The 26,116-nt window shown below is 31.4% G+C and carries 22 protein-coding genes; 17 read left to right on the plus strand and 5 right to left on the minus strand.

Annotation, left to right across the window (positions count from 1 at the left end; translation table 11 throughout):
• Positions 1 to 43: 43 nt before the first annotated feature.
• Positions 44 to 1,057, plus strand: coding sequence for an L-glyceraldehyde 3-phosphate reductase (gene mgrA / locus ACH5TW_RS06150; protein WP_439335620.1), 1,014 nt, complete (start codon positions 44 to 46; stop codon positions 1,055 to 1,057).
• Between the two features lies 1 nt (position 1,058).
• Here mgrA and ACH5TW_RS06155 read toward each other — a convergent pair whose 3' ends face one another.
• Both ACH5TW_RS06155 and ACH5TW_RS06160 read right to left on the minus strand, forming a co-directional pair.
• Positions 1,059 to 1,805 carry a T9SS type A sorting domain-containing protein gene (locus tag ACH5TW_RS06155; protein WP_439335621.1) on the minus strand — a complete coding sequence of 249 codons (747 nt, stop codon included), beginning with the start codon at positions 1,803 to 1,805 and terminating at the stop codon, positions 1,059 to 1,061.
• 37 nt (positions 1,806 to 1,842) lie between these two features.
• Positions 1,843 to 2,520 carry a hypothetical protein gene (locus ACH5TW_RS06160; RefSeq protein WP_439335622.1) on the minus strand — a complete coding sequence of 226 codons (678 nt, stop codon included), beginning with the start codon at positions 2,518 to 2,520 and terminating at the stop codon, positions 1,843 to 1,845.
• 711 nt (positions 2,521 to 3,231) lie between these two features.
• On the opposite strand from ACH5TW_RS06160, the gene ACH5TW_RS06165 reads away from it, so the two are divergent.
• Positions 3,232 to 3,366 carry a hypothetical protein gene (locus tag ACH5TW_RS06165; RefSeq protein ID WP_439335623.1) on the plus strand — a complete coding sequence of 45 codons (135 nt, stop codon included), beginning with the start codon at positions 3,232 to 3,234 and terminating at the stop codon, positions 3,364 to 3,366.
• Positions 3,367 to 3,435: 69 nt separating this feature from the next.
• Positions 3,436 to 3,993, plus strand: a complete 558-nt coding sequence (locus ACH5TW_RS06170; RefSeq protein ID WP_439335624.1) for an ExbD/TolR family protein — start codon at positions 3,436 to 3,438, stop codon at positions 3,991 to 3,993.
• 62 nt (positions 3,994 to 4,055) lie between these two features.
• On the opposite strand, the gene ACH5TW_RS06175 is transcribed toward ACH5TW_RS06170, so the two are convergent.
• The gene (locus ACH5TW_RS06175; protein ID WP_439335625.1) at positions 4,056 to 6,059 is read right to left on the minus strand and encodes an alpha-ketoacid dehydrogenase subunit alpha/beta; all 2,004 of its coding nucleotides are present in this window, start codon (positions 6,057 to 6,059) and stop codon (positions 4,056 to 4,058) included.
• Positions 6,060 to 6,190: 131 nt separating this feature from the next.
• Between ACH5TW_RS06175 and ACH5TW_RS06180 the strand changes: the two genes are divergently transcribed.
• The 7 genes from ACH5TW_RS06180 to ACH5TW_RS06210 all read left to right on the plus strand — a co-directional run bounded on the left by ACH5TW_RS06180 (position 6,191) and on the right by ACH5TW_RS06210 (position 11,705).
• The gene (locus ACH5TW_RS06180) at positions 6,191 to 7,141 is read left to right on the plus strand and encodes an isopenicillin N synthase family dioxygenase (protein ID WP_439335626.1); all 951 of its coding nucleotides are present in this window, start codon (positions 6,191 to 6,193) and stop codon (positions 7,139 to 7,141) included.
• 90 nt (positions 7,142 to 7,231) lie between these two features.
• On the plus strand, positions 7,232 to 7,561 hold the full coding sequence (locus ACH5TW_RS06185) for a translation initiation factor (protein ID WP_439335627.1): 330 nt from the start codon (positions 7,232 to 7,234) through the stop codon (positions 7,559 to 7,561).
• 6 nt (positions 7,562 to 7,567) lie between these two features.
• Positions 7,568 to 8,509 carry a DUF1835 domain-containing protein gene (locus tag ACH5TW_RS06190; protein WP_439335628.1) on the plus strand — a complete coding sequence of 314 codons (942 nt, stop codon included), beginning with the start codon at positions 7,568 to 7,570 and terminating at the stop codon, positions 8,507 to 8,509.
• On the plus strand, positions 8,499 to 9,368 hold the full coding sequence (locus ACH5TW_RS06195; protein ID WP_439335629.1) for a nucleoside phosphorylase: 870 nt from the start codon (positions 8,499 to 8,501) through the stop codon (positions 9,366 to 9,368). Before ACH5TW_RS06190 ends, ACH5TW_RS06195 begins: the two co-directional genes overlap by 11 nt.
• Positions 9,369 to 9,382: 14 nt before the next feature.
• Positions 9,383 to 10,237 (plus strand): substrate-binding domain-containing protein, encoded by an 855-nt coding sequence (locus tag ACH5TW_RS06200; protein WP_439335630.1) that lies wholly within the window; start codon positions 9,383 to 9,385, stop codon positions 10,235 to 10,237.
• A gap of 5 nt (positions 10,238 to 10,242) precedes the next feature.
• Positions 10,243 to 10,461 carry a hypothetical protein gene (locus ACH5TW_RS06205; RefSeq protein WP_439335631.1) on the plus strand — a complete coding sequence of 73 codons (219 nt, stop codon included), beginning with the start codon at positions 10,243 to 10,245 and terminating at the stop codon, positions 10,459 to 10,461.
• Positions 10,462 to 10,670: 209 nt separating this feature from the next.
• Positions 10,671 to 11,705 carry a TlpA family protein disulfide reductase gene (locus ACH5TW_RS06210; RefSeq protein ID WP_439335632.1) on the plus strand — a complete coding sequence of 345 codons (1,035 nt, stop codon included), beginning with the start codon at positions 10,671 to 10,673 and terminating at the stop codon, positions 11,703 to 11,705.
• A 53-nt stretch (positions 11,706 to 11,758) separates the two neighbouring features.
• On the opposite strand, the gene ACH5TW_RS06215 is transcribed toward ACH5TW_RS06210, so the two are convergent.
• Positions 11,759 to 13,336 carry an NAD(P)H-hydrate dehydratase gene (locus ACH5TW_RS06215; protein ID WP_439335633.1) on the minus strand — a complete coding sequence of 526 codons (1,578 nt, stop codon included), beginning with the start codon at positions 13,334 to 13,336 and terminating at the stop codon, positions 11,759 to 11,761.
• Between the two features lie 339 nt (positions 13,337 to 13,675).
• Here ACH5TW_RS06215 and thrA point away from each other — a divergent pair, with 339 nt between their 5' ends.
• The 4 genes from thrA (at position 13,676) to ACH5TW_RS06235 (ending at position 19,987) form a co-directional block, all read left to right on the plus strand.
• Entirely contained in the window at positions 13,676 to 16,120 is a 2,445-nt protein-coding gene (gene thrA / locus ACH5TW_RS06220; RefSeq protein WP_439335634.1) for a bifunctional aspartate kinase/homoserine dehydrogenase I, read from the plus strand.
• Between the two features lie 3 nt (positions 16,121 to 16,123).
• A complete protein-coding gene (locus ACH5TW_RS06225; protein WP_439335635.1) occupies positions 16,124 to 17,044 on the plus strand; it encodes a homoserine kinase in 921 nt (306 codons plus the stop codon).
• 104 nt (positions 17,045 to 17,148) lie between these two features.
• Positions 17,149 to 18,441 carry a threonine synthase gene (gene thrC, locus ACH5TW_RS06230; RefSeq protein WP_439335636.1) on the plus strand — a complete coding sequence of 431 codons (1,293 nt, stop codon included), beginning with the start codon at positions 17,149 to 17,151 and terminating at the stop codon, positions 18,439 to 18,441.
• Between the two features lie 22 nt (positions 18,442 to 18,463).
• Complete coding sequence (locus ACH5TW_RS06235; RefSeq protein ID WP_439335637.1) at positions 18,464 to 19,987, plus strand: phospholipase D family protein; 1,524 nt, start codon at positions 18,464 to 18,466, stop codon at positions 19,985 to 19,987.
• Between the two features lies 1 nt (position 19,988).
• On the opposite strand, the gene ACH5TW_RS06240 is transcribed toward ACH5TW_RS06235, so the two are convergent.
• A complete protein-coding gene (locus ACH5TW_RS06240; protein ID WP_439335638.1) occupies positions 19,989 to 20,837 on the minus strand; it encodes a hypothetical protein in 849 nt (282 codons plus the stop codon).
• A 181-nt stretch (positions 20,838 to 21,018) separates the two neighbouring features.
• Here ACH5TW_RS06240 and ACH5TW_RS06245 point away from each other — a divergent pair, with 181 nt between their 5' ends.
• From ACH5TW_RS06245 to ACH5TW_RS06255, 3 genes are all read left to right on the plus strand, one after another.
• Positions 21,019 to 22,323 carry a nucleoside hydrolase-like domain-containing protein gene (locus tag ACH5TW_RS06245; RefSeq protein ID WP_439335639.1) on the plus strand — a complete coding sequence of 435 codons (1,305 nt, stop codon included), beginning with the start codon at positions 21,019 to 21,021 and terminating at the stop codon, positions 22,321 to 22,323.
• 71 nt (positions 22,324 to 22,394) lie between these two features.
• Positions 22,395 to 23,825, plus strand: a complete 1,431-nt coding sequence (locus ACH5TW_RS06250) for a nucleoside hydrolase-like domain-containing protein (RefSeq protein WP_439335640.1) — start codon at positions 22,395 to 22,397, stop codon at positions 23,823 to 23,825.
• 11 nt (positions 23,826 to 23,836) lie between these two features.
• Complete coding sequence (locus ACH5TW_RS06255) at positions 23,837 to 26,038, plus strand: nucleoside hydrolase-like domain-containing protein (RefSeq protein WP_439335641.1); 2,202 nt, start codon at positions 23,837 to 23,839, stop codon at positions 26,036 to 26,038.
• The last annotated feature ends 78 nt before the right edge of the window (positions 26,039 to 26,116 follow it).

The following is a 26,116-nucleotide window of genomic DNA, read 5'->3' on the forward strand; positions in this document are numbered from 1 at the left end:
AACTTATTTCTATTTTTATCTTTTCTAAATTATTGACTGAATTATGTATATAAACGACAAGACAGAAATTAAAGCGTATCAAGCTTCTGAACAACGTTATGACACCATGACTTATAAAAGATCTGGAAAAAGCGGTGTGCTTTTACCAGCTATTTCGTTGGGTTTATGGCATAATTTTGGTTTTGTTGATAGTATTCAAAATGCGAGAGATGTTTTGCGTTGTGCTTTCGATTTAGGAATAACCCATTTAGATTTAGCAAATAATTACGGACCGCCGTATGGTTCGGCTGAAGAAAATTTTGGAACTATTTTTAAAAAAGATTTTCAAAATCATAGAGACGAATTGTTCATAGCTTCAAAAGCAGGTTATGATATGTGGCCTGGGCCTTATGGGAATTGGGGTTCTAGAAAATATTTAATATCTAGTTTAGATCAAAGTTTAAAACGCATGGAACTCGATTATGTCGATGTTTTTTATCACCATAGACCAGATCCTGATACGCCTTTAGAAGAAACCATGGGCGCATTGTCAGATATTGTTCGTCAAGGAAAAGCCTTGTATGTTGGTATTTCTAATTATCAACCTAAAGAAACCCAAGAAGCTGCTGCCATTTTAAAGCGTTTAAACACGCCATTTATTTTACATCAAGCACGTTATTCTATGTTTGATCGTTGGGTTGAAGACGGCCTTTTAGATACACTTGAAGAAAACGGTGTGGGCTGCATTACATTTTCGCCACTAGCACAAGGGATGCTTACTAATAAGTATTTAAAAGGAATTCCTAAAGATTCTAGAGCTGCTAGAGATTTAACGTTTTTAAATGAAGATACTGTAAATAGTAATATTGAAAAAATTCAAAAACTGGCTGCTATTGCTGAGGCTCGCGGACAACAACTATCTCAAATGGCTATTGCTTGGATTTTAAGACAGCCACAAGTTGCATCGGTGTTAATTGGAGCTAGTTCAGCTAATCAATTAAAAGAAAACGTAAAAGCTTTAGATAATTTAGGTTTTACTGATGAGGAATTGAATTTGATTGATAGGATTGTTAACTAATTTATTTCACAAATTTCTGTGTTCCAATATTTCCTTTTTCATCTTCAATTAAAATAAAATAAAACCCTTTTTTTAAGGTTTCAACATTTATTGATTTGTTATTATTAAGTACATTTTCTTGAACCAACTTTCCGTTTAAATCGAATATTTTGGTTTTAATATTTGATAGATTGTTATTTGAGGAAACTATGTTTAGTTTGTCTTTTACAGGGGTTGGATATATTGAAAAAGATGGGTTTAGAGTACTTTTTGAAATTGATAATGTTTCATAAAAATACATCAAAGTATCTCCATTAGGAGCTGTAATATCAAGCTGGCGTGGTTGATCTAAATTCTCTTCATCAATTTCATAATAAAAACTGTTTTCATTACTTAAAACAGTGAAAAATTCTTTAAATTTAATCTCTATATCTCTAATGTATTCTGGAGTAACACTGCTAGCATAATCACAATCTCCTAATGTAGAGCCAGAGCCAAAAACAATTATTTTTGATGTATCTAGTCCAAAATTAACTTCAAATTTTATTTCATGAATATTACAAATACTAGTAGAAAAAAATCTCCCATTAGCATTTTTCATAAATTCTGATATTATCGGAGTTCCTTCTGAATTTAATGGCAAATTATAATTTTCTCCATCAATATTCATATTATACAAATACCAAGAACCGTTATCAATATCTATGGATTGAGAAAACCCTAAAGACGAAATAAGCAAGCAAAAAAAGATAAGGTATCTATTTTTCATAAAACAATATTATTATTACGCTAAGGTAATAAAAATATTACTCTTTCATAACGATAATAGTTGCTTTTACTCCAGTGGCAAGATTCCATTGGTTAGCAGATACTAAGTTTCCTGCATCATCAACAACTCTAAATTCTGCCGTATTAGGACCAGACGATCCTTGATTTAAAGCTAAAAAATCTATTTTATTAAATCCTGGTTGTAAATCTAACTTAAAACCTTTGAAACCTCCAGATAGAAACACTCTTGCATGTATAATATCATCATTTACAAGAACTTGAATAACATCTCCATCTACATAACCGTGGTCACGATATACTACATTAACAAATTTAGCTTTACTTTTAAAATCTCCTAAAAACTGATCGGTTGAACTACCATTGCGCTGTTCTACCTCTTCGGGTGTTAATTTTAAGTTTTCAATATTTTTATTAACCTGCTTTACATAAAGTTCCCCTGGATTTCCAAATTTTTCTTTTGGAAACATAGAAAATTCTTTTTTAGGTAAATTCAGGTTTGTTGATACTTTTGGAGTATTTAAATTATCAATATTTTTTGGTGTAATTATTTTAGGAGATATAGCAATATCTGTATCAATAGAGTCTTTAGGGCTTTCTATTGCTGGTATTGATATCGATTTATTTCTACTATCTATTTGTGCAAAAGTAGACAACGTAAAAATCATGAAAATAAAAAATGAAAAATGATACTTCATCGTTATTAATACTTCTTAAATTATAAGTGCTCGAATAATTGACATCAAATATAATTCTATATGATGAAAACATCAACTATGTATTAGGCATTTAGGAAAATATTAATACAAATACCGTTCCTAAATATTATTTTGTTCATTATATATGATCTTTTCTCCTACACTATGCTTATAAAAATTGTTAAAATTTGTTAATTCATTACTTTGTTATGCATAGTACTGTAACAAAATTGATTTTATGTCGTCTATCTAGTATAAATCAATTAAAAACAATCAATTATGAGAACTTTAAACAACAATCAATTATCAGGAACACTATTATCAACTAAAAGTAATAACTGGAACAAGAAAAGACGTTATAGATAATATAGCTTCTATTTTAAACAAAATTTTCATCAATCAATCAATCAATCAATCAAAAAACAACAGAAATCATGAGAACATTAAACAGTAATCAATTAACAAGAACATTAAAAACAACAAAAAGTAATCAATGGAATTTTAAAAGACGTTACAGATAATTAACATCTTTATAACCTAAAACTTTCATCAATCAATCAATCAATCAAAAACAACAGAAATCATGAGAACATTAAACAGTAATCAATTAACAGGAACATTAAAAACAACAAAAAGTAATCAATGGAACTTTAAAAGACGTTACAGATAATTAACATCTTTACTAACCAAAACCTTTAATCAATCAAAAAAATGAAACCAATTAATAGAATATCTAAGCACATAAACACGATGACTCAAGAAAACTTGTTTACAGGAAGTCGTGTATTAAATTTTCAACCATCACAAACTCTTATTTGGAGAGGTTCAAAACGATATGCTCATTAATTAATTGTCAATTACTTATGGTATTGTTTTTGTGAATAAGGATTCATATTAACATATAAATCTATAATTATGAGACAATCAAGACGAATGCCCGAAGTAAATGCAGGCTCTATGGCAGACATTGCATTTTTATTAATCATTTTCTTCTTAGTAACTGCAGCCATCCCAAAAGATAAAGGGATTACGAGAAAACTCCCTACCGAATGTCCGCCAGGAGTTATTTGTGATAGTAAAATAAAAGAACACAACCTTTTACGAATTGTAATTAATAGTAATGATGACATTATGGTAGAAAATGAAATCATTAAAATTGAAGCATTAAAAGATGTTACAAAACAGTTTTTAGATAATAATAAAGATGGAAGCTGTAATTATTGCAACGGACAACAGTCTGAAAAGGCATCAGACAACCCTAAAAAAGCTGTGATTTCATTACAAAACGATAGAAACACGAGCTACAATCAGTTTATAGCTGTACAAGATGAATTAACAAAGGCGCTTTTTGAATTAAGAAAAGAATATGCTAAAAATACTTATAACAAACTTCCAGAAGATTTAACGGCAAATGAATTAAAAGAAGTTAAAAAGGCTTATCCGTTTATTTTATCGGAAGCTGAAACTAAATAAATTATTGCACACCCTAAATACATTAAACCCGCAACGTTTTTATAAACCTTGTGGGTTTTTAATTAATAAGCCAAAAGATCTTTTAAAGCAGTTTCAAATTTGTTTTTAGAAAGATATTGTTCTTCTAATTGAGATGCAAACGGAATAGGTGTTTCCATGCTTGCTACACGTTTTACTGGTGCATCAAGATATTCAAAACAATGCTCCATGATACCTGCTGAAATATCACTCGCTATACCACCAAACAAAGAGTCTTCTTGTAAAATAATTACTCTTCCTGTCTTTTTTACCGAATTATAAATAGTCTCTGTATCTAAAGGCTGAAGCGTTCTTAAATCAATAACATCAGCATCAATTTCCAGGTTTTTATCTAAAGTTTCTAAGACCCAGTGAATTGCTGCTCCATAGCTTATTATAGTGACATCATCTCCTTTTTTTAAAACTGAAGCTTTACCAAACGGTAAGGTATAATAATCTACCGGTACGTCTTGACGAATACTTCTATACAATCCTTTATGCTCAAAAAACAACACAGGATTTGGATCATTAATAGCTGTATTTAACAAACCTTTAGCATCATACGGAAAAGCTGGATACACCACTTTTAATCCGGGTGTTTTAGTAAACCACGCTTCATTGGTTTGTGAATGAAACGGACCTGCACCAACGCCACCACCACAAGGCATTCGTATAACAACATCGGCATTTTGATTCCATCTATAATGCGATTTTGCTAAATAATTTACAATAGGATTAAAACCCGAACTCACAAAATCGGCAAATTGCATTTCAACAACACTCTTTATTCCGGCAATAGATAAACCCATAGCTGTTTCAACAATGGCCGATTCGCAAATAGGTGTATTTCTAACGCGGTCTTTCCCAAACTCATCAACAAAACCTTTAGTAATTTTAAAAGCACCGCCATATTCGGCAATATCTTGTCCCATAATAACTAAGTCCTCATGCTGTTGCATACTTTGTTTTAAGCTTTGAGAAACAGCATCAATAAATCGTATCTCTTTTAATTCTGAATTATTTTCAAACACCTGATATTTAAATTCTTGAAACACATCATTTAATTCGATAGTTTTATCAGGAATAATCGTTTCTTCATTAAAGGCAATCTCTAAATGTTCATTAATTTCACTTACAATAGCTTCCTTTATAGCAACTTCATCTTCTTCATTTAAAATGGCATTCGCTCTTAAAAAGGATTGAAAATTAATAACAGGATCTTTAGCCGCCCAAGTATCAAGAAGGTCTTGAGGCACATATTTTGTACCACTTGCTTCTTCATGACCACGCATTCTAAAGGTTTTAAATTCTATTAAAACAGGACGCGAATTTTCGCGAACACTTTCAACTATAGCTTTAATTTTTATATAAACCTCAATAATATTATTTCCATCAATAATATGAGATTCCATGCCGTAACCTATACCTCTATCGGCAATATCTTTACAATTGTATTGTTCTCTGGTAGGTGTCGATAATCCGTAGCCGTTATTTTCTACACAAAATAAAACAGGAAGTTTCCAAACAGATGCTACATTTAAAGCTTCATGAAAATCGCCTTCACTCGTACCTCCTTCCCCTGTAAAAACCGCAGTTATTTCGTTTTTGTTTTTCAATTTTGACGCTAAAGCAATACCATCTGCTACACCTAATTGAGGCCCTAAATGAGAAATCATACCCACAATTTTATATTGCTGAGTTCCAAAATGAAAAGAACGATCTCTCCCATTTGTAAAACCCGATGCTTTACCTTGCCATTGTGCAAATAATCGATACAAAGGAATATTTCTAGTTGTAAAAACACCTAAATTTCGGTGCATAGGCAATATGTATTCGCTATTATTTAAAGCCATAGTTACACCAACAGCAATAGCCTCTTGCCCAATACCAGAAAACCATTTGCTTATTTTTCCTTGTCGCAACAAAATAAGCATCTTCTCCTCTATCAATCTTGGTTTCAGCATGTTTTTGTACAACTGAATTAAAGTATTATTACCAAGAAGACTTGTATTGTATTCAATATTAAACGAATCAGACTCTTTTTTCATGAATTTGTAATAATATCTTATCAAATATAACAAAAATGTAAATATGATATTAAAAGTTCTAAAAAATTGAAAGTGACAAAATTTACAATGTTTTTGTACATTTGTAATACATTCAAATTAAATTATTGCGCATGAATATTATTCCAAGTGTCAATTTAAATGATTTCATTTCTAACGATTCTAATAGAAAACAAAAGTTTGTAGACGCTATTGGTAAAGCTTATGAAGAGATTGGCTTCGTAGCATTAAAAGGTCATTTTTTAGATGAAACTTTAGTTGAAAATTTATACAAAGAAGTGAAAAACTTTTTCGATTTACCTGTTGAAACAAAACAAGCCTACGAAATCCCTGGAATTGGAGGGCAACGTGGTTATGTGTCGTTTGGCAAAGAAAGCGCTAAAGGCAAAAAAGAAGGCGATTTAAAAGAGTTTTGGCATTTTGGTCAATATGTAGAAGATCATGATAAATTAAAAGCCGAATATCCAGAGAATGTTCTTGTTAAAGAGCTTCCTGAGTTTAATAAAATTGGTAAAGAAGCTTACCAAATGCTAGAAAAAACCGCAAAGTATGTATTACGGGCTTTAGCCTTGTATTTAGGTTTAGATGAAATGTATTTTGACAATTACATACATAACGGAAATTCTATATTACGACCTATTCATTATCCACCTATAACACAAGCACCAAATGAAGCTGTTCGTGCTGCTGCGCATGGCGATATTAACTTAATAACGCTTTTAATGGGTGCGCAAGGAAGAGGTTTACAAGTTCAAAATCATGAAGGCGAATGGATTGATGCCATAGCTGAAGTTGATGAACTTATGATTAATGTAGGTGATATGCTCTCTAGGCATACTAACAATAAATTAAAATCGACTATTCATCGCGTTATAAATCCGCCCAAAGAACTTTGGGGAACATCACGTTATTCTATTCCGTTTTTTATGCATCCTATAAGCGATATGAAATTAAATGTTTTAGACGGTTGTGTAGATGAAGAAAACCCAAAAGCATTTGAAGATATTACTGCTGGTGAATTTTTAACGGAGCGTTTAATAGAATTAGGATTGATAAAAAAATAGTTTACAGTTTTGAGTAAGCAGCTTCGGTAATAACTTTTATTTACTGTTTTATCTGCCTACTGAATACTGAAGACTGAAGACTTAAAAAAAATGGATTTACAAGACCAACTAAAAAACCTATTTCCAGATCATGTTGAAGAAACGCCTACAGAACATGTTGATGATGCTTCACAAATATGGATGCAAGACGATCCTTTAATTTGTAAATACGAAAAGCGAAAAGGCAAGCCTATTACCATTATTGAAGGCTATACAGGTGCTAACGAGGATTTTAAAATACTTGCCAAAGAGATAAAAACCAAATTAAGTGTTGGAGGTAGTTTTAAAGACGATAAAATAATTATTCAAGGTGATTATCGCGATAAAATTATGCAAATGCTAAAAGATAAAGGCTTTTTAGTAAAACGCGTAGGAGGTTGATTTTATATGGATAAAAAGACGCTTCATATTACCAATGGTACAGTTTTAACTAATATTTTAAATGAATTAAACATTGCTGGAGATAAACTTACTTGGCAAGAAATGCTTTGTGAAGGTCCAACTACAGAGCAAGTATATTCAGAAAAATTTATTGAACTTAGAAAAACTTTTTTTAGTTCTCATTACGATATAGAACTAGATATTTCAGAAATAAATGAAGAATTAGATAAACTAAATCATATGGAAAACTATTCTGAGATTGTGCTTTGGTTTGAATACGATTTGTTTTGCCACATTAACCTAATAGCAGTTATTAGCTTAATTCAGCAAAAAAAAATAACACTTCCTTTATATTTGGTAACAAGTGGAAGAGTTAGAGGAAGTAAAAACTTAAAAGGTTTGAGCGAACTAAACTCAGGTAATTTACTAAAACATTATCGAGATAAAATCAAGCTTACTCCCGAAGATATAGGTTTAGCAAAAACTATCTGGGGTATTTACTGCGGGAAAGATCATAATTTACTAAAACCTTACATAGTAAAAAGCTCCTCTTTTATTTATCTAAACAGCTGTTTAAAAGCTCATTTAGAGCGTTTTCCATACACTAAAGATGGTTTAAATAATATAGAGCGTAATATTTTAGAAATTATAAGAGATACTAATATAAAATCTTATCATCATTTATTAGGATATGCGCTTAATTACCAAGGATATTACGGTTATGGCGATTTACAAATATCTAGAATTATAGACAAGCTTAAAATTTTCATTATCGAAAGTGATAAAAGTTTAAAACTAAATAGAAAAGGTTTTGAAGCTTTATTAGGCAAGCACAACTTTGCTAAAGAAATTGATAATAACATAAAATACGGGGGTGTTTATAAATTCGATTTTCAATTCAATAAAAAACTAAACAAACTTGTAAAAACAATTCATAATGCCAATTAAAGAATCGGAATTGATATTAAACCCAGATGGTAGTATTTATCATTTAAATTTAAAACCCGAACAAGTTGCAAAAACTATTATTCTAGTTGGCGATCAAGATCGTGTTGAAAAAGTATCTAAACATTTTGATACTATTGAATTTAAAACTCAGAAAAGAGAATTTAAAACACATACAGGAAGGTATAAAGGAAAACGAATTTCGGTTGTTTCTACAGGTATAGGTCCTGATAATATTGATATAGTTTTAAATGAATTGGATGCACTTTTTAATATTGATTTAAAGACAAGACAGCCAAAAGAAACCCTCACAAAATTAGATATAATAAGAATTGGAACATCTGGTTCTTTACAAAAAGATATTCCTGTTGATGCGTTTGTTTTAAGTACACATAGTTTAGATTTAAACGGGATGCTTCACTCCTATCAAGTAAAAAACATTAGCAATAAAGCTATTGAAAATGCCTTTATAAAACAGACTAATTGGGATGCACAAAAGTCTAGACCTCTTGTAATTACAAATAGTATCGATTTAGAAAAAAGGCTAGATAGCAACATAACTTTTAAAGGTTTAACCGCTACTGCAGGAGGCTTTTACGGACCTCAAGGTCGCGTTTTACGTTTGCCAGTTCAAGATGCTAACTTAAATCATAACATGGATACATTTAATTTTGAGGGTGTAAGAATTTCAAATTTTGAAATGGAAACTTCTGCTATTTACGGTTTGTCTAAACTTTTAGGACATAATGCTGTATCTTTAAATGCTATTATAGCCAATAGAGCTACTGGAAATTTTAGTAAAAACCCTAGGAAAACTATAGAAAACCTTATTCTATATACATTAAATAAAATTGTTGAATAATCTATATTGATTACATGAAGAACGTAAAAGTTGGTGGTGTACCAGAACATTTTAATTTATCATGGTACCTAACCTTAAAAAATGGCGAATATAAAGAAGAAGGTATTAATTTACGATGGCAAGATTATCCTGGCGGAACTGGAGCTATGTGTAAAGCACTTCGTGAAAAAGAAATAGATATTGCAGTTATTCTTACTGAAGGAATTATTAAAGACATAATAGCAGGAAACCCAAGTAAAATTGTGCAAACTTTTGTGCAAACACCTTTAAATTGGGGAATTCATGTTGCTCATAATTCGCCTTACAAAAGCATTGAAGATTTAAAAGCAACAAAAGCAGCCATAAGTCGATATGGTTCAGGTTCTCATTTAATGGCCTATATTAATGCTCAAAATAATGAATGGGATTTAGAAAAAGATTTAAACTTTGAAGTTATCAAAAATTTAGATGGTGCCGTTGAAGGTTTAACCAATGGAGCAGCCGATTATTTTATGTGGGAGAAATTCACCACAAAGCCATTAGTAGATAATGGTACATTTAGACGTATTGGTAATTGTCCGTCTCCATGGCCATGTTTTGTTATTGCGGTTCGCGAAGATTTTATTATATCTAATAAAGATGAATTAAAAACTATTCTAGATATTATAAATAATACAACATCAGACTTCAAAAATATTCCTAGTATTGATAAAACAATTGCAAATCGTTACGAACAACAACTTGAAGATGTACAAGAATGGCTAAGTATTACAGAATGGTCACAAGAATTAATCGATAAAAAAACAATTATGAATGTTCAAAAAGAATTGTTTGCTTTAAATATTATTCCTGAGATTATTGAATATGAAAAACTCACCTACAAAATGTAATTTTATTGATTTTCAAAGGGTTATTAATACATATAAAAAATTTTGAAGAAGTTAAACAGGTTTCAATATATAATACGATTGGTCAAAAAGTTTATTCAGCTAAAGCAAAGAAAATAAATAGCCCAACTTTAAAAATAGATATTGAAACCAAAACTGGCAATGTTATTATAGTTAAAATAATTACAACAAATGGAGTTATAAATAAAACAATTATAAAGAAATAATTAATAGTGTTTTATTCTTTTTAAACCATCTAACAAGAATATAAATTCATGATAGGTGTTTTTTTTATAAAATTTGTTAAGTATTTGAATTATTTTTTTAATGAAAACCAAAGAGATTTATCATTAAATACCTAAACAAATGTTAATCCTTTATAAAATTGAAATTTAATACCCCATAATTACTATTTTTACCGCACTAAAAAACTAAAATGAAAAAACTATTATTAGCGTTTACAGTAATGTCAATGATTGCTTGTAAATCTGAACCTAAGGACTATGTAACCTTATCTGGGGAAATAACAGATAAAAATAGTGACTCTATTGTTATAAGAACGCGTACATTCTCAAAAACAATAAAAGTAAATAACGATGGTACGTTTAGTGATACATTAAAAGTTGAAACAGGGGTTTACGATTTATTTGATGGAAATGAATCTGCATTTGTTTTTCTTAAAAATGGTTATGAAATAAATATAGCTGTTGATACTAAGGAGTTTGATGAATCTATATCTTATTCTGGATTTGGTGCTGAAACAAACAATTATCTTGCGAAAAAGACTTTATTACAAGAAAGTATTTTCAATGCAGCACTTTTTGATATGGAAGAAGAAGCTTTTGCTAAGAGAACAATTGAAATTAAAAATGAATTTTTAAACCTATTAGAAAACTCTAAAGGTTTAGATTCAATAATATTAACTCAAGACAAAACAGATATAGAAAAGTTACCACAAGGTTTAATGGGAGCATATAAGCAACAACAAGCTAGAGCCAATCAATTTGCTGATTTTATAGGAAAACCATCGCCTTCTTTTGAAAACTATCAAAATTATGATGGCACTAAAACATCGCTTTCAGATTTTAAAGGTAAATATGTGTATGTAGATATTTGGGCAACTTGGTGCGGGCCATGTAAAGCAGAAATACCATCGTTAAAAAAAGTTGAAGCTGAATACCATGACAAAAATATAAAGTTTGTTAGTTTATCTCTTGATAATGCCAGAACACATGGTGGTTCTTGGGAAAAAGCTGTTGAAGATTGGAAAGCAATGGTTATTGAGAAAGAGTTAAGTGGTGTACAAATAATTGCTCCTGAAAATGGGCAATCTGAATTTGTTTCAGGTTATAGAGTTTCTGGAATTCCTAGATTTATATTAATAGACCCTGCAGGTAATGTAGTTGATGCTGATGCACCAAGACCTTCTAGTCCTAAGCTTATAGAATTGTTTAACTCATTAAGTATTTAGAAAAAATAATATATTGCAAAATAAAAATGCCGCATTAAAGCGGCATTTTTATTTTAATTACTTTTTTCTTCTTCGGCAGCTTCTTCACCAACTTCTTGAGGCGTTTCTGGTTGCTTAAATAAATCAATATAAGTTTCTCCAAGATATTCAATAATATGACTTGCAATTAAGCTTTGATATCCAAAATCTTCAACAGCTATATCGGCAGATCTTCCATGTAAATAAACACCAAAAATAGTGGCAGATAAACAATCATATCCTTGAGAAATTAACCCTGTTATAATTCCTGTTAAAACATCTCCGCTACCAGCTGTAGCAAGTCCTGGATTTCCCGTTGTATTAACAAATAGCTTATCTTGATATATAGTAATACTATTAGCTCCTTTTATTAAAATAATAACATCATACTTTTTAGAAAACTTTTTTACTTTATTAAGTTTATCAAAATCATCATTCCAGGGACCAATTAAGCGTTCTAATTCTTTAGGGTGTGGTGTTAAAACAGTTTGAACAGGTAATAATTTTAATAAGGTTTTCTTTTTAGAAAGGATATTAATACCATCAGCATCAATAACCAAAGGAGTTTTATTAGTTTTTAAAAACGTTTCAAAAGCTTTTGTTGTTTTGGTACTGGTTCCTGCTCCAATTCCAATACCAATAACGGTTGGTTCTATTTTAAATTTTATGGCTGTAATTTTCTCTTCATCAGCATCTGTAATAACCATAGCTTCAGGAAACGACGATTGCAAAACAGTATATCCGCATTTTGGAACAAAAGCAGAAATTAATCCTGCACCAATAGATAAAGCAGCTCTACTAGCTAAAGTTACAGCTCCTATTTTTCCGTAGCTCCCTCCTATTATTAAACTATGTCCAAATTGCCCCTTATGAGAAAACCTTTCTCGTGGTATGTACATTGGTAAAACATCATGCTTACCAATTAAATCTACTTCTGTAGTAGTTTCAAATAAAAACTGAGGATCTAGACCAATATCTAATACTTCCCATTGCACTGTATATTTAGCTGTTTCAGGTAAAAAGAAAACTAATTTAGGTGAAGCAAAGCTTAATGTGTAGCCTGCCCAAACAACAGCGTTTTCATCAGTTATAGCTGTATCTGTACTTAATCCAGATGGAATATCAATAGACAAAGTAAAAGCTTTAGTTTCTCTAAAATGCATAAACAAGGCTTTAACCCAATCGTCTATTGGTCTGTTTAAACCTATTCCAAAAACAGCATCTACAATAATATCATCTGGTTGTATTATTGGCTGTATTTCAAGAAAATCATCGGAACAACTTAAAAGTTTTGGCCACTTTTTAGTGACGTTTTTAATGCGATCATAATTAATTAAAAAGTCTTTAGAACGCTTGTCACTACAATTAATAATATAAGTATTTACGTTATAACCGTGTATAATTAAATGTCTTGCTAGTACTAAACCATCACCTCCATTATTACCAATACCACAAAACACATGAATAGGCACTTGAGCTCCTTGCATGCGCATGTGAATCCAATTAAAAATTTGTTCTCCTGCACGTTCCATTAAATCGGTTGAGGATATATTTTGTTTTTCTGCTGTTAGCGAATCACCTTGGTAGATTTGTTCTTTAGAAAATATCTTCATTAGTTTATTATTAATTTTTCAATACTTAATTGTATTCCTCTTTTTTTTTAAAAGAAATTAGCTTCAATATAAGAATACTGTAAAAAAAAAGTTTTTGTTTTTTTATAAGGCTAAAAGTAATACTTTTGATTTGTATTATTATAGATATAATGAATCATTTAATCCAAAACACAAGCACAATTCTTTCTTTTTTTACAAAAGGAAACACGTCTATTTTTGGAACAACTACAATTACTAGAACCCTTTGGGGTTGCTAATTATATATTCTTCGGGCTATCTTTGTAATTCTACCAATTACAATATTTTAAATTATTATTTCAATTATCAATTCATTAAAAAATGAAGGTTTTAAAATTTGGAGGAACTTCAGTAGGATCCTCAAAAAATATAAATAACGTTATTAGTATTTTAAAAAAATATGCTAATACAGATTCTGTAGTATGTGTCGTTTCAGCTGTTGGAGGTATCACAGACAAACTACTTTTAGCTGGTAAACAAGCACAAAATAAAGAGACAAATTATATAGATACTTTTAATCTTATTAAGGATATTCATTTTACTATTATAAATGAACTCAATCCTAATGAAAGTAATACCATTATAGAGTATGTTGATGGAAAATTAAGTGATCTTAAAAATTTATTAGATGGTATTTATTTAATAAATGAATTATCACCTAAAACATCAGATAAGTTAGTGAGTTTTGGAGAATTGTTATCTTCTTTTATCATTGCTGAAACTATGAAAAATCGTGGTTTATCTGCAGATCGTAAAAACTCTCAAGAATTAATGATTACCAATTCTAATTTCACAAAAGCTGAAGTTAATTATGGTATCACTAATAAAAACATTCAAGATTATTTTAAATCGGTATCACAGCAAATTACAATTCTTCCTGGTTTTGTTTCAAAATCGATTGTTGGAGAGCAAACAACTCTAGGTCGTGGAGGTTCAGACTTTACAGCTGCTATTGTTGCTGCCGCATTAAACGTAGAGCAGTTAGAAATTTGGACAGATGTAAGCGGTATGTTTACTACCAACCCAAAACTTGTAAAACAAGCCTATCCTATTGATAAAATATCATATAAAGAAGCTATGGAATTATCGCATTTTGGTGCAAAGGTATTATATCCTCCAACAGTTCAACCTGTGTTGGATTTACAAATTCCAATTCATATAAAAAACACTTTAGAACCAGAAGCGGTTGGAACTATTATCTCTAATGATGAAACAAACTCCACTTCTCCAGTGAAAGGTATTAGTAATATTTCAAATATTGCTTTACTTACGCTACAAGGAAGTGGTATGGTGGGCATTCCTGGTTTTTCTAAGCGTTTATTTGAAACCTTATCGCAGGAGAAAATCAATATTATAATGATTACACAAGCCTCATCAGAACATTCTATCTGTTTAGGTATTGACGACAAAGAATCTGATACTGCTAAAACAGCTATTGATACTGCTTTTGAGAACGAAATTGCATTACATAAAATAGATCCTATTATTGTAGAAAAGAATCTTTCTATTATTGCTTTAGTGGGTGATAACATGAAAAACCACCAAGGTATTAGCGGAAAAATGTTTAGCACATTAGGTAAAAACAATATTAATATTAGAGCGATTGCTCAAGGCGCATCGGAAAAGAATATATCTGCTGTTATTTCAGAAAATGATGTAAAAAAAGCGCTTAATACGTTACATGAGCAGTTTTTTGAAGCTAAAACAAAACAACTTAATGTCTTTATTACAGGTGTAGGTAATGTAGGTGAGAAATTAGTAGAACAAATACACCAACAACGTAAATACCTTAAAGAAAACCTTAAAATCAACTTAAGAATTGCTGGATTATCTAATTCTAGAAAAATGATTTTTGATGAAGATGGTATCGACTTAAAAAATTGGAAAGACCTTTTAGCAAATGGAGAAACAGCTACTTTAGATGGCTTTTTTGAGAAAACAAAATCATTAAATTTACGCAATAGTATTTTTGTTGATGTTACCGCTAATAAAGATGTTGCTAGTTTATACGCAAACTATTTACGAGAAAGTATTGGTGTTGTTGCTTGTAATAAAATAGCCTGTTCAAGTGAATACGAAAACTATAAATTATTAAAACGTTTATCACTTAAATACAATGCCCCTTACCTATTTGAAACCAATGTTGGTGCTGGTTTACCAATTATTGATACATTAAACAACTTAATTGCTTCTGGCGATAAAGTAAAATCTATTCATGCGGTATTGTCGGGTAGTTTAAACTTTGTTTTTAATAATTTTAATGATACAACCAAGTTTTACGATATTGTAAAACAAGCTGGAGCTGAAGGTTATACCGAACCAGATCCTAGAATTGATTTAAGTGGTGTAGATGTTGCTAGAAAAATACTGATTTTAGCAAGAGAAAGCGGAATGGAAATGAATTTAGAAGATATTGAAAACACACCTTTCTTATCTGAATCGGGCGTAAAAAGTGATACTGTTGATGATTTCTATGAAACTTTAATAACAGATGAAGCACACTACCAAAGTTTATTTGCTTCCGCGAAAGCGAATAAAAGTCAGTTAAAATATGTAGCTGCTTTAAATAACGGAAAAGCGAGTGTGAGTTTACAAGAAATTCCTGAAGGACATCCATTTTATAATTTAAAAGGAAGTGATAATATCGTGATGTTTTATACAGAGCGTTACCCAGAACAACCTATGATTATTAAAGGTGCAGGTGCTGGAGCCGATGTTACTGCTTCTGGATTGTTTGCAGATATTATTAGAATTGGAAATGATTAAAGCATGAATGAAATAAAAATATTTTCACCAGCAACTGTCGCTAATGTAGCGTGTGGCTTTGATGTCTTAGGCTTTTGTTTAGATAGTGTTGGTGATGATATGGTCATTAGAAAAACCGACAAAAAAGGGATTTATATCACCAAAATTGAAGGTTTTGATTTGCCATACGAAGCAGAATTAAATGTAGCTGGTGTTTCGGCATTAACTATGTATGAAGATGCTAAACCCGATTGTGGATTTGAAATTGAAATATACAAAAACATAAAACCAGGAAGTGGTATTGGTAGTAGCGCTGCTAGTGCTGTTGGAAGTGTTTTTGGAATGAATGAGCTTTTAGGACGCCCATACAATAAAACACAACTTACTGAATTTGCCATTAAAGGAGAAGCTATAGCAAGTAAATGTGAACACGCAGATAACCTTGCCCCTGCTATGTTTGGAGGTTTTACATTAGTAAAAAGCTTAAAACCGATGGAGATATTACAAATTCCTTCTCCAGATGATTTGTATGCGACTATTATTCATCCGCAAATTGAAATTAAAACATCGGAGTCTAGAGCTGTTTTACCTAAGCAAGTTTCTTTAACTGATGCGATTACGCAATGGTCTAACTTAGGAAGTTTGGTACATGCATTACATACAAGTGATTATAATTTAATTAAAAATTCGCTTCACGATGTTATTATAGAACCATATAGAAGCAAGTTGATTCCTCATTATGATGATGTTAAAACAGAAGTATTAAAAGCAGGTGCTTTAGGGGCTTGTATCTCTGGTTCTGGACCTTCAATTTTCTCTTTAAGCAAAGGGATCGAAACTGCTAAAAATGTGGAATATGCTATGAGAAGTGTATATGCAAAAACAGGTATTGAATTTGATATTCATGTTTCTAAGATTAATGCTGAGGGGATTAAAATAAAATAAGACAGAAGACAGAAGATTGATGACGCGAAGGGAAATCGCATCATAAAAATAAAGTTAAGAATAACTAATAAATAGATTCCTGCCTACGCAGGAATGACAACAAAATGAATTACTACAGTTTAAACAAACAAGTACCAAACACATCTTTTAAAGATGCTGTTATAAAAGGGTTAGCTCCAGATAAAGGATTATACTTTCCAGAAAGCATTACGCCTTTGCCAAAAGAATTCTTTCATAATATAGACAACTTATCATATTCAGAAATTGCATTTGAAGCCATTAAGCAATTTGTGTCTCCTGAAATTCCTGAAGCAGTTTTAAAAACCATTGTTGAAGAAACTTTATCATTTGATTTTCCTGTAGTAGAATTAAATAAAAATATTTCTACTTTAGAGTTATTTCATGGTCCAACCATGGCATTTAAAGATGTAGGAGCTCGTTTTATGGCGCGTTGTTTAGGCTATTTTAATAAGGATAATACTAACGAAGTCACTGTTTTAGTAGCAACATCTGGAGATACTGGTGGAGCTGTCGCAAACGGATTTTTAGGCGTTAAAGGTGTAAATGTCGTAATACTCTACCCTAGCGGAAAAGTGAGCGATATTCAAGAAAAACAACTAACAACTTTAGGTCAAAATATTAAAGCTTTAGAAGTTAACGGTACATTTGACGATTGTCAAGCTATGGTGAAAACGGCTTTTTTAGATGATACTTTAACTAGCAAAATGCAGTTAACATCTGCAAACTCAATTAACGTAGCACGTTGGTTACCACAATTGTTCTACTTTATGTTTGCTTATAAGCAATTACATAACAAATATGAAGACATTGTGTTTTCTGTACCTTCTGGTAATTTTGGTAATGTTTGCGCTGGTATGATGGCACAACAATTAGGCTTGCCTATTAATCATTTTGTAGCCTCTAACAACGCTAATAATGTGGTAACTCGTTATTTAATTTCAAAATTATACGAACCAAAACCTTCTGTTCAAACTATTAGTAATGCTATGGATGTTGGTGCTCCAAGTAACTTTATTCGTATTCAAGAAATTTATAAAAATAATTTCGAGAGTTTAAAAGAAAACGTATCGTCTTATAGTTTTTCTGATGATGAAACTAAAGAAGCTATGTTAGAAATTTATAACAGCTATAACTATGTAGCAGATCCACATGGAGCTGTAGGTTATTTAGGTTGTAAGTCTCATTTAAAAGAAAACCCAAGTGCTCATTGTGTATTTTTAGAAACAGCACATCCAACTAAATTTTTAGATGTTGTTGAAGAGGTTATTAAAGAAGAACAACCTTTACCAGAACAAATACAATCAGTTATGGGACAAGAAAAAGAATCAGTTGTAATTTCTACTTATGATGATTTGAAAACCTTTTTACTTAAATAGGTTAAATATAAAATTAGTCAATTTGAAGGAGCTCTTCTATTTTATAGCTTTATTAGTATTATGTACATGCTCAAAAAAGAAGAATAATCAGTTTTTACCTGAAAGTGATTTCTGTGCAAACATTCATAGAAATGATAGTTTAAGTCTTACTTCAGAATTAAAAGATATTTCTGAAAAAATGACCACCAAAACAGGAGTTTATGTTTTAGAAGACGGTGCGGGCTCAATGGTCGCTAGAGCATGGTTATCTGAATATTCTGAAAAAACTATTGATATTCAGTATTTCATTTTTTCAATAGACAATATTGGCTTGATTGCTTGCGATTATTTAGTAAGAGCAGCAGATAGAGGGGTGAAAGTTAGAATTCTTGTAGACGACATTATGGTTGATGCAGGAATTGAAGATGTTTTAGCGTTAAATTCCCATAAAAACATTAGCATAAAAATATATAATCCAGGTGTTAATCTAGGTAAAAACATTTTTTCAAAAATTAAAAAATTTGCTACCGATTTTAGATCAGCAAACCAACGTATGCATAATAAAACATTTATTGTAGACGGAAAGGTTGTAATTACTGGCGGTAGAAATATTGCTGATGAGTATTTTGATTACGATCATGAGTATAATTTTAGAGATAGAGATGTTTTATTAATTGGAAAAGAAACAAAACATGTTAGTGCTTCTTTTTCCGAGTTTTGGAATAATTCTTTGAGTGTTCCTATAACAGATTTAAGTGATAATACCGATAATATTGAGGCATATAATTTTGATAAGCTTCATGAGTATGCTTGTAATCCTGAAAATTTTTGGCCTCAAGTACGAACTAGAATCGAAAACCTACCAACTGTTTTTAGAGAATTAAAAAAATCAGAAAAACTGGTTTGGGTCGATACTGTTTCTTTTGTTTCAGACTTACCTGGTAAAAACGATGGAACAAGTGGTTTAAAAGGAGGTGGAATTTCTACAAGTAAACTTATTGAATTACTAAACACAGCTAAACACGCTGTTGATATTCAAACCCCTTATTTAATTACAACAGAATTAAGCAGAAACTTATTTAAAAACGCTATTGAAAGAGGCGTAAAAATTAGAATATTAACTAATAGCCTTGCTTCAACAGATAATACAGAAGCTTTTAGTGCTTATCAAAGTGACAGAACCAAACTTCTTGAAACGGGCGTTGAAATATTTGAATTCCGTCCTGATGCTGCAGAACGTGTTAGTATGATGACTGATGAATTACATGAAACTTTAGAAGAAAAACCTATTTTTGGTTTACATGCCAAAACAATGGTTATAGATGGAAAAACTACGGTAATAGGAACTTTTAATCTTGACCCTAGAAGTGCTAATTTAAACACAGAATGTATAACAATAATAGATTCTGAAAAAATTGCTAAAGGTGTTCTAAAAGGAATGAATAAAGAGTTTAAACCAGAAAATTCATGGAAAATAACACCAGATTTTAATCCAGATTCAAAGGTGAGTCATTTTAAAAGAATAAAAACTTGGACTCGTAAGGCATTACCAAAATCAATTCTTTAATTTACTTTGTTACAGTAAATGGGGCTTCTAGAAATCTTTTTATCATTTTAGAAATCTTTTTATGAGACTTTTTGGCTGGCATAAAACCTATAACACAAATATGTTCATTACCACTCATACCTTTAACTTCATATTTTCGTTCTTTCCCTGCTCTACCAAAACTATAAAGATCCATATTATGTAAGTTGCCTTTACGTATTTGCCTATGGTTTTCATTTGGCGCATCATCATCAGGAGTTTTCGCAAGAAACAGAACATTTTTCACTTTTGAGTCTCCTAAATAAAACCATTCTGGAGTAAAATCATAAAACTCACCGCTAGGTATATGTTTCTTTCCATCTGCTGTAACAAAATAATCCTCAGCATCTGCACTACCTCCTGCAACTCCTTCTAAAAGGAAACAATAATCTCCTTCAGATTTAAGTACTTTAATCGCTATATGATCTTTAAAAAACCAGTATTGAAACGTAAATTTACTATTAGATGATTCTAAAATAATATGATCTCCTTCAGTCTTATCATCAATAATTATCGTAGTTGATCCACTGTCTCTACCAGCATGACCAAAATTACCAATACTATTAGGAAAACCACGGAAATTACCATTTGGTCCAGGTTCTAAATAAGATGCAATCCAATCGTTACCTTCATTATCTATAAAACTTTTAAAACCAGAAACACCATTATCTTTCTCAAAATATACTGTTCCCATTGGCATTTCAATTTTATAACAGCCCGTTCCATGCCATTCAACCTCAGTAAGTTTTACTTTTTTTTCTTGAGAAAAACTAAATATTGAACAAACAAACAAGGCTATAAAAAAGATTTTAGTATTTCGAATATTTACCATGATATATGAGTTTTTTATAAATATATTATAAGAATTAATAACATCAAAGATAACGCATATATTTCGTTTATTTTTCTTTTTTTTCGTTTGCTTTCTTTTCATATCTTAGCAAAACTAAATAACAAATAAGGTTATTTGTTATATAAATATGTATTCATAAAATAAATAAAGGGATAAAAAAATGTCTAAACAAAAGTTAAAAAAAGCAGTCAAAATACTGCTTATGGGAGTATCTTCTTTGATGCTTTTAACACAATGTAGTAATGCTAAACAACAAAAAGTAAAGCCTAGAATATTAATTAGTACAGATATTGGAGGAACAGACCCTGACGATTTTCAATCTATGATTCATTTATTAATGTACGCCGATTTTTTTCAAATTGAAGGATTAGTATCTACTTCCTTTAAAACAGGAACTACACAAGACATTCTTGACATGATTGCCCTTTACGAAAAAGACTTAGGTAAATTAAAAAAACATGCACCAGCGCTTCCTCATCCAGATTCATTAAGAGCTATTTGTAAAGAAGGAGCAAAAGTAGGCGCAACTTATAAAGGTTATGATAGTCCTACAAAAGGATCGGAATGGATTATAAAATGTGCAAAAAAGAAAAGTAATCAACCTTTATGGGTTTTAGTATGGGGTGGCATAGAAGATGTCGCTCAAGCTTTGCATGATGCACCTGAAATTGAAAAAAACATTAGAGTTTACTGGATTGGAGGGCCAAATAAAAAATGGGGACCTAATGCCTATGCTTATATTGCCGAAAATCATCCAAACCTTTGGATGATTGAATCAAATGCAACATACAGAGGTTGGTTTTTAGATAAAGAATCTCCAAAAGATATTACAAATGCCTCATACTTTGAAAACCATATAAAAGGAAATGGAGCTATGGGAGTAGATTTTAAAAAACGCTATGGAGGTCATATAAAAATGGGTGATACTCCTTCTCTTGCGTATGTAATGAATGGTAATCCTGATGATCCAACTAGTGAAAGCTGGGGCGGTCAATACACTCCAATTACTCATAGTTCTAGATCTATTTTTAATCGTAATACAACGGTTGCTGATACTGTTAAGGCTTATGGCATTCAAGAATGGCGTTTTAAAGGTCCTGAATTATCAATTCCTCAAGACTCAGCGTGTTTCACAGTAACTATTTCAAAACAAGTTTGGCCAGGTTATTATTTAGGAAATGGTACTTATGGTTTTCGTTATTCTTCAAAAAAACCTGAAAAAGGAAGTTATTTAACATCGAGTAAAATACCAGAATTAGATGGGCAACATGGTGAATATGTTAGTATTAAACCTTGGCCAGGAAAAGAAGATGCAGACGATTATAAACTTGGACCTAACTGGTATGGAGACATGCCTAACCCTGAATTGTTCTTTGGTGTACAACAAGGTGCTAGAACGATTTCAAAGCACAGAGAAGCTTTTTTAATGGATTGGGCTAAACGATGGGAATGGATTAAAAATTAAGATTTTTTTCCCATTTGTTTCCAAATTCATATTATTAATTTGTATCAAAACCAACTAAACCAATTAAATACATGACAATAAAAACTAATAAGATTTTTCTATATATTTTATTCTTTTGTGGAATATTTCTTGTTTCAGCTCAAGAAAAACCAAGAGTTTTTGTTTTAACAGATATTGAAAATGAACCTGATGATGCTATGTCAATGGTTCGTTTTCTAGTCTATGCTAATAATTATGATATTGAAGGATTAGCTGCAACAACTTCTGTGCATCAACAACATGAAGTCGCAACCTATCGCATCAAAGAAATAGTTGAAGCCTATAGTAAAGTAAGAGACAATTTAGAAAAACATGAACCTGGTTTTCCAACAGGAGATTATTTAAAATCTATAATTACTGAAGGGCTTCCAGAATATGGTGTAAAAGCAGTTGGAGAAGGAAAAGATTCTCCTGCTTCTGAATTGCTAATACAATCGATTGACAAAAACGATACTAGACCATTATGGGTAACTGTTTGGGGTGGGCCAAATGTATTAGCTCAAGCACTTTGGAAAGTGAAACAAACACGATCGGCTAAAGAGGTTGATAAATTTATTTCAAAAATTCGTGTTTATACTATTTCAGATCAAGATGATAGTGGTCCATGGATACGAAAAGAATTTCCAAACTTATTCTATATTGTAAGTCCTGGATTTAATGCTGGTGGCGGTTATCATCATGCAACTTGGAGCGGTATAAGTGGTGATTTTTTTCATGCGCGCTGTGATGGCGGAGACTTTACCATTGTTTCAAATGAATGGTTAGAAAAAAATATTAGAAAAAAAGGCCCGTTAGGTGCTGAATATCCACATTGGGATTTCTTAATGGAAGGAGATACACCTTCATTTTTATCATTAATTAATAATGGCTTAAACGATCCTGAACATCCAGAATATGGTGGTTGGGGTGGTCGCTATGAATTATACACGCCACGTTACCGCAAATGGCAGCTTTATCCAGAAAGCAGACCAATTTATTCTGATGCAGAAGATGAAGTATTAGGTATAGATAGTCGTTGGCATCTAGGAAATCATGAAACTATTTGGCGTTGGCGTGAGGCGTTTCAAAATGATTTTGCTGCAAGAATGGATTGGACAATCAACACCTTCGACAAAGCCAACCACCCTCCTATTGTTAAAATTGGCCACGACATAAATTTGACAACAAAAATAGGTGATCGCGTTAATTTAAGCGCAAAAGGTTCCACTGATCCAGATGGAGACGCCCTGTCATATAAATGGTTTTACTATAAAGAAGCCGGAACTTTTTCTGTTTCAAGTGCTCGTAGTGGACAACCCGTTGAAATTCAAAATAACGATCAGCAAAACGCTTGGTTTGCAGTACCAACAAAACGATTAGGAGGTGATGGTACAGGAACTATGCATATTATTCTAGCAGTTACCGATCATGGTTCTCCTCGTTTAACACGCTATCAAAGAGTTATTGTTACAATAGAAAAATAAAAAGTATAAAGATGATAGATATTAATAAAGTATTCTTTTTAAAATTTTCTCTCTTATTAGTACTAATAATTACAGGCTGTAAGAATAATGTTGAACTACCAAATATGTCTGCTCACATCCCTTTTGATGAAGGTGAAGGTATTGAAATAACAGAAATGATTAGTGGAACTAAAGGTTTACTAAACAATACAAATGAAGATTCTGTATGGGTATCAGGTGCTTTAGGAAGCGCTATACATTTTGATGGTGAAGATGACCATATTATTATACCAAATAATCCTGCATTCGATTTTGGTGATGAGGATTTTTCAGTTTCCTTTTTATTGAAATGGCCAAAAGGTGTAAAACCTTACTATGAACATTTACTAACCAAAGGAGATTACCAAGCAAGTGTTGAAGGAGAAACAGGAAAACGCTGGGAAATAACATTTGTTGGTGGTAGAGGCGTTTGCTTTAATATTGATGATGACGTTAATAGGTCTTCTCTATTAGCACCTCTAGATGCATTCACAACCGGAGAATGGGTTCATGTTGTAATGGTTCGTGATACGAAAAACAAACAAATAAGAGCGTATGCAAATGGAGTGCTTCAAAAATCTATAAAACCATACGATAAATACTATGATGGTATAGATAGAGTTGGTAATATTTCCAATCCACAAGATTTGTATATTGGTGATGCCAGCCGTTTAGACAATCCTTTTCTTGGTGAATTAGACGATATTAGAATATATAAAAGCGCTTTAACAACTCAACAAATATTAAGTATTTCTGAACAATCAAGAATTAAGGTGTCTGCAGAAGCTATAAGCTCAAAAACAAACGCATCAGAAAAACCACGAATTATTGTTACTAGCGATGGTGAAATAGACGACGAATGCTCTATGGTTCGATTTTTATTATATTCAAATGAATGGAATGTTGAAGGCATTGTTACTTCTAGCTCACAATACCATTGGCGTGGACATAAATGGGCAGGAGATGATTGGATTGATCCTTATCTTGAAGCCTATACAAAAGTATATCCTAACTTAATAAAACACAGTAAAGAATATCCAACTCCTGACTATTTAGAATCTATTAATTTTCTTGGTAATGTTGATGCAGAAGGCGAAATGGATTCCATTACTCCTGGTTCGCAACACATTGTAAAAGTACTTTTAGATGAATCAGACAACAACCCTATTTGGCTTCAAGCTTGGGGAGGCACCAATACTATTGCTAGAGCACTAAAAACGATTGAAGAAGAGCATCCTGAAAAAATGGAATCTGTTGCTAAAAAATTACGTTTTTTCTTTATTTGGGAACAAGATGATACCTATCAAAAATATATACGTCAGCATTGGGGGAAATATAATATTCAAACCATCATATGCGACCAATTTTGGGCTGTTGCTTACCAATGGGACAAAATAATACCTTCTGATAAAATAGATTATTTTAAATCTAATTGGATGAAATCAAATATTTTAGAAAATCACGGACAACTTTGTTCTTTATATGAAGCCTATAAAGGTGGAAATGATAATGAAGGCTTTAGAGCAGAAAACCATAAAAAGAAAGATGATTTTAGATCTGAAGGTGATTCTCCTTCTTTTATTTATACCATTCCAACAGGATTAAGGTCTTTACAGTCTCCTTCGCATGGAGGTTGGGGAGGTCGTTATAAAAATGTTAGAGAAAACACTTGGTTAGATCCTGTTCCTGAAGCTAATTACACCTATCCTGAAGGACGATGGTATACAAGGTCTGCATTTGGGCGAAGCTATATGCGTGATACATATCCTGAAAATCAAGATTTAATGCACGAATATTTCAAACCAATTACGCGTTGGACAGATGCTTTACAAAACGATTTTGCTGCACGTGCCGATTGGTGTGTTAAGTCATTTGATGAAGCTAATCATGCTCCTATTGTATTACTTGACCATCCTTTAGATAGAAATACAAAAGTAGATAAAACCGTAAAACTTAGTGCTAAAGGAACTTATGATCCAGATGGCGATGAATTAACTTATAATTGGTGGCAATATGAAGAAGCAGACTCATACAATGGTAGTGTGGAATTTACTAATGCCGATAAGTTGAACGCTTCTTTCATTGTTCCTGAAGATGTAAAGAAAGGAGATACATTTCATATAATTTGTGAAGTAACAGATAATGGTTCTCCAAAACTTACAAGGTATCAACGTGTTATTTTTACTGTTAAATAATAAATAAAATGATTGTCAATACAATAAGATTTTTTGTTTATTTTTTTTAACAAAAACTTAGCACAAAGTATTGATCTA

Origin of the sequence: Thalassobellus sediminis, assembly GCF_044386045.1 — a bacterium.
Classification (GTDB): Bacteria; Bacteroidota; Bacteroidia; order Flavobacteriales; family Flavobacteriaceae; genus Thalassobellus; species Thalassobellus sediminis.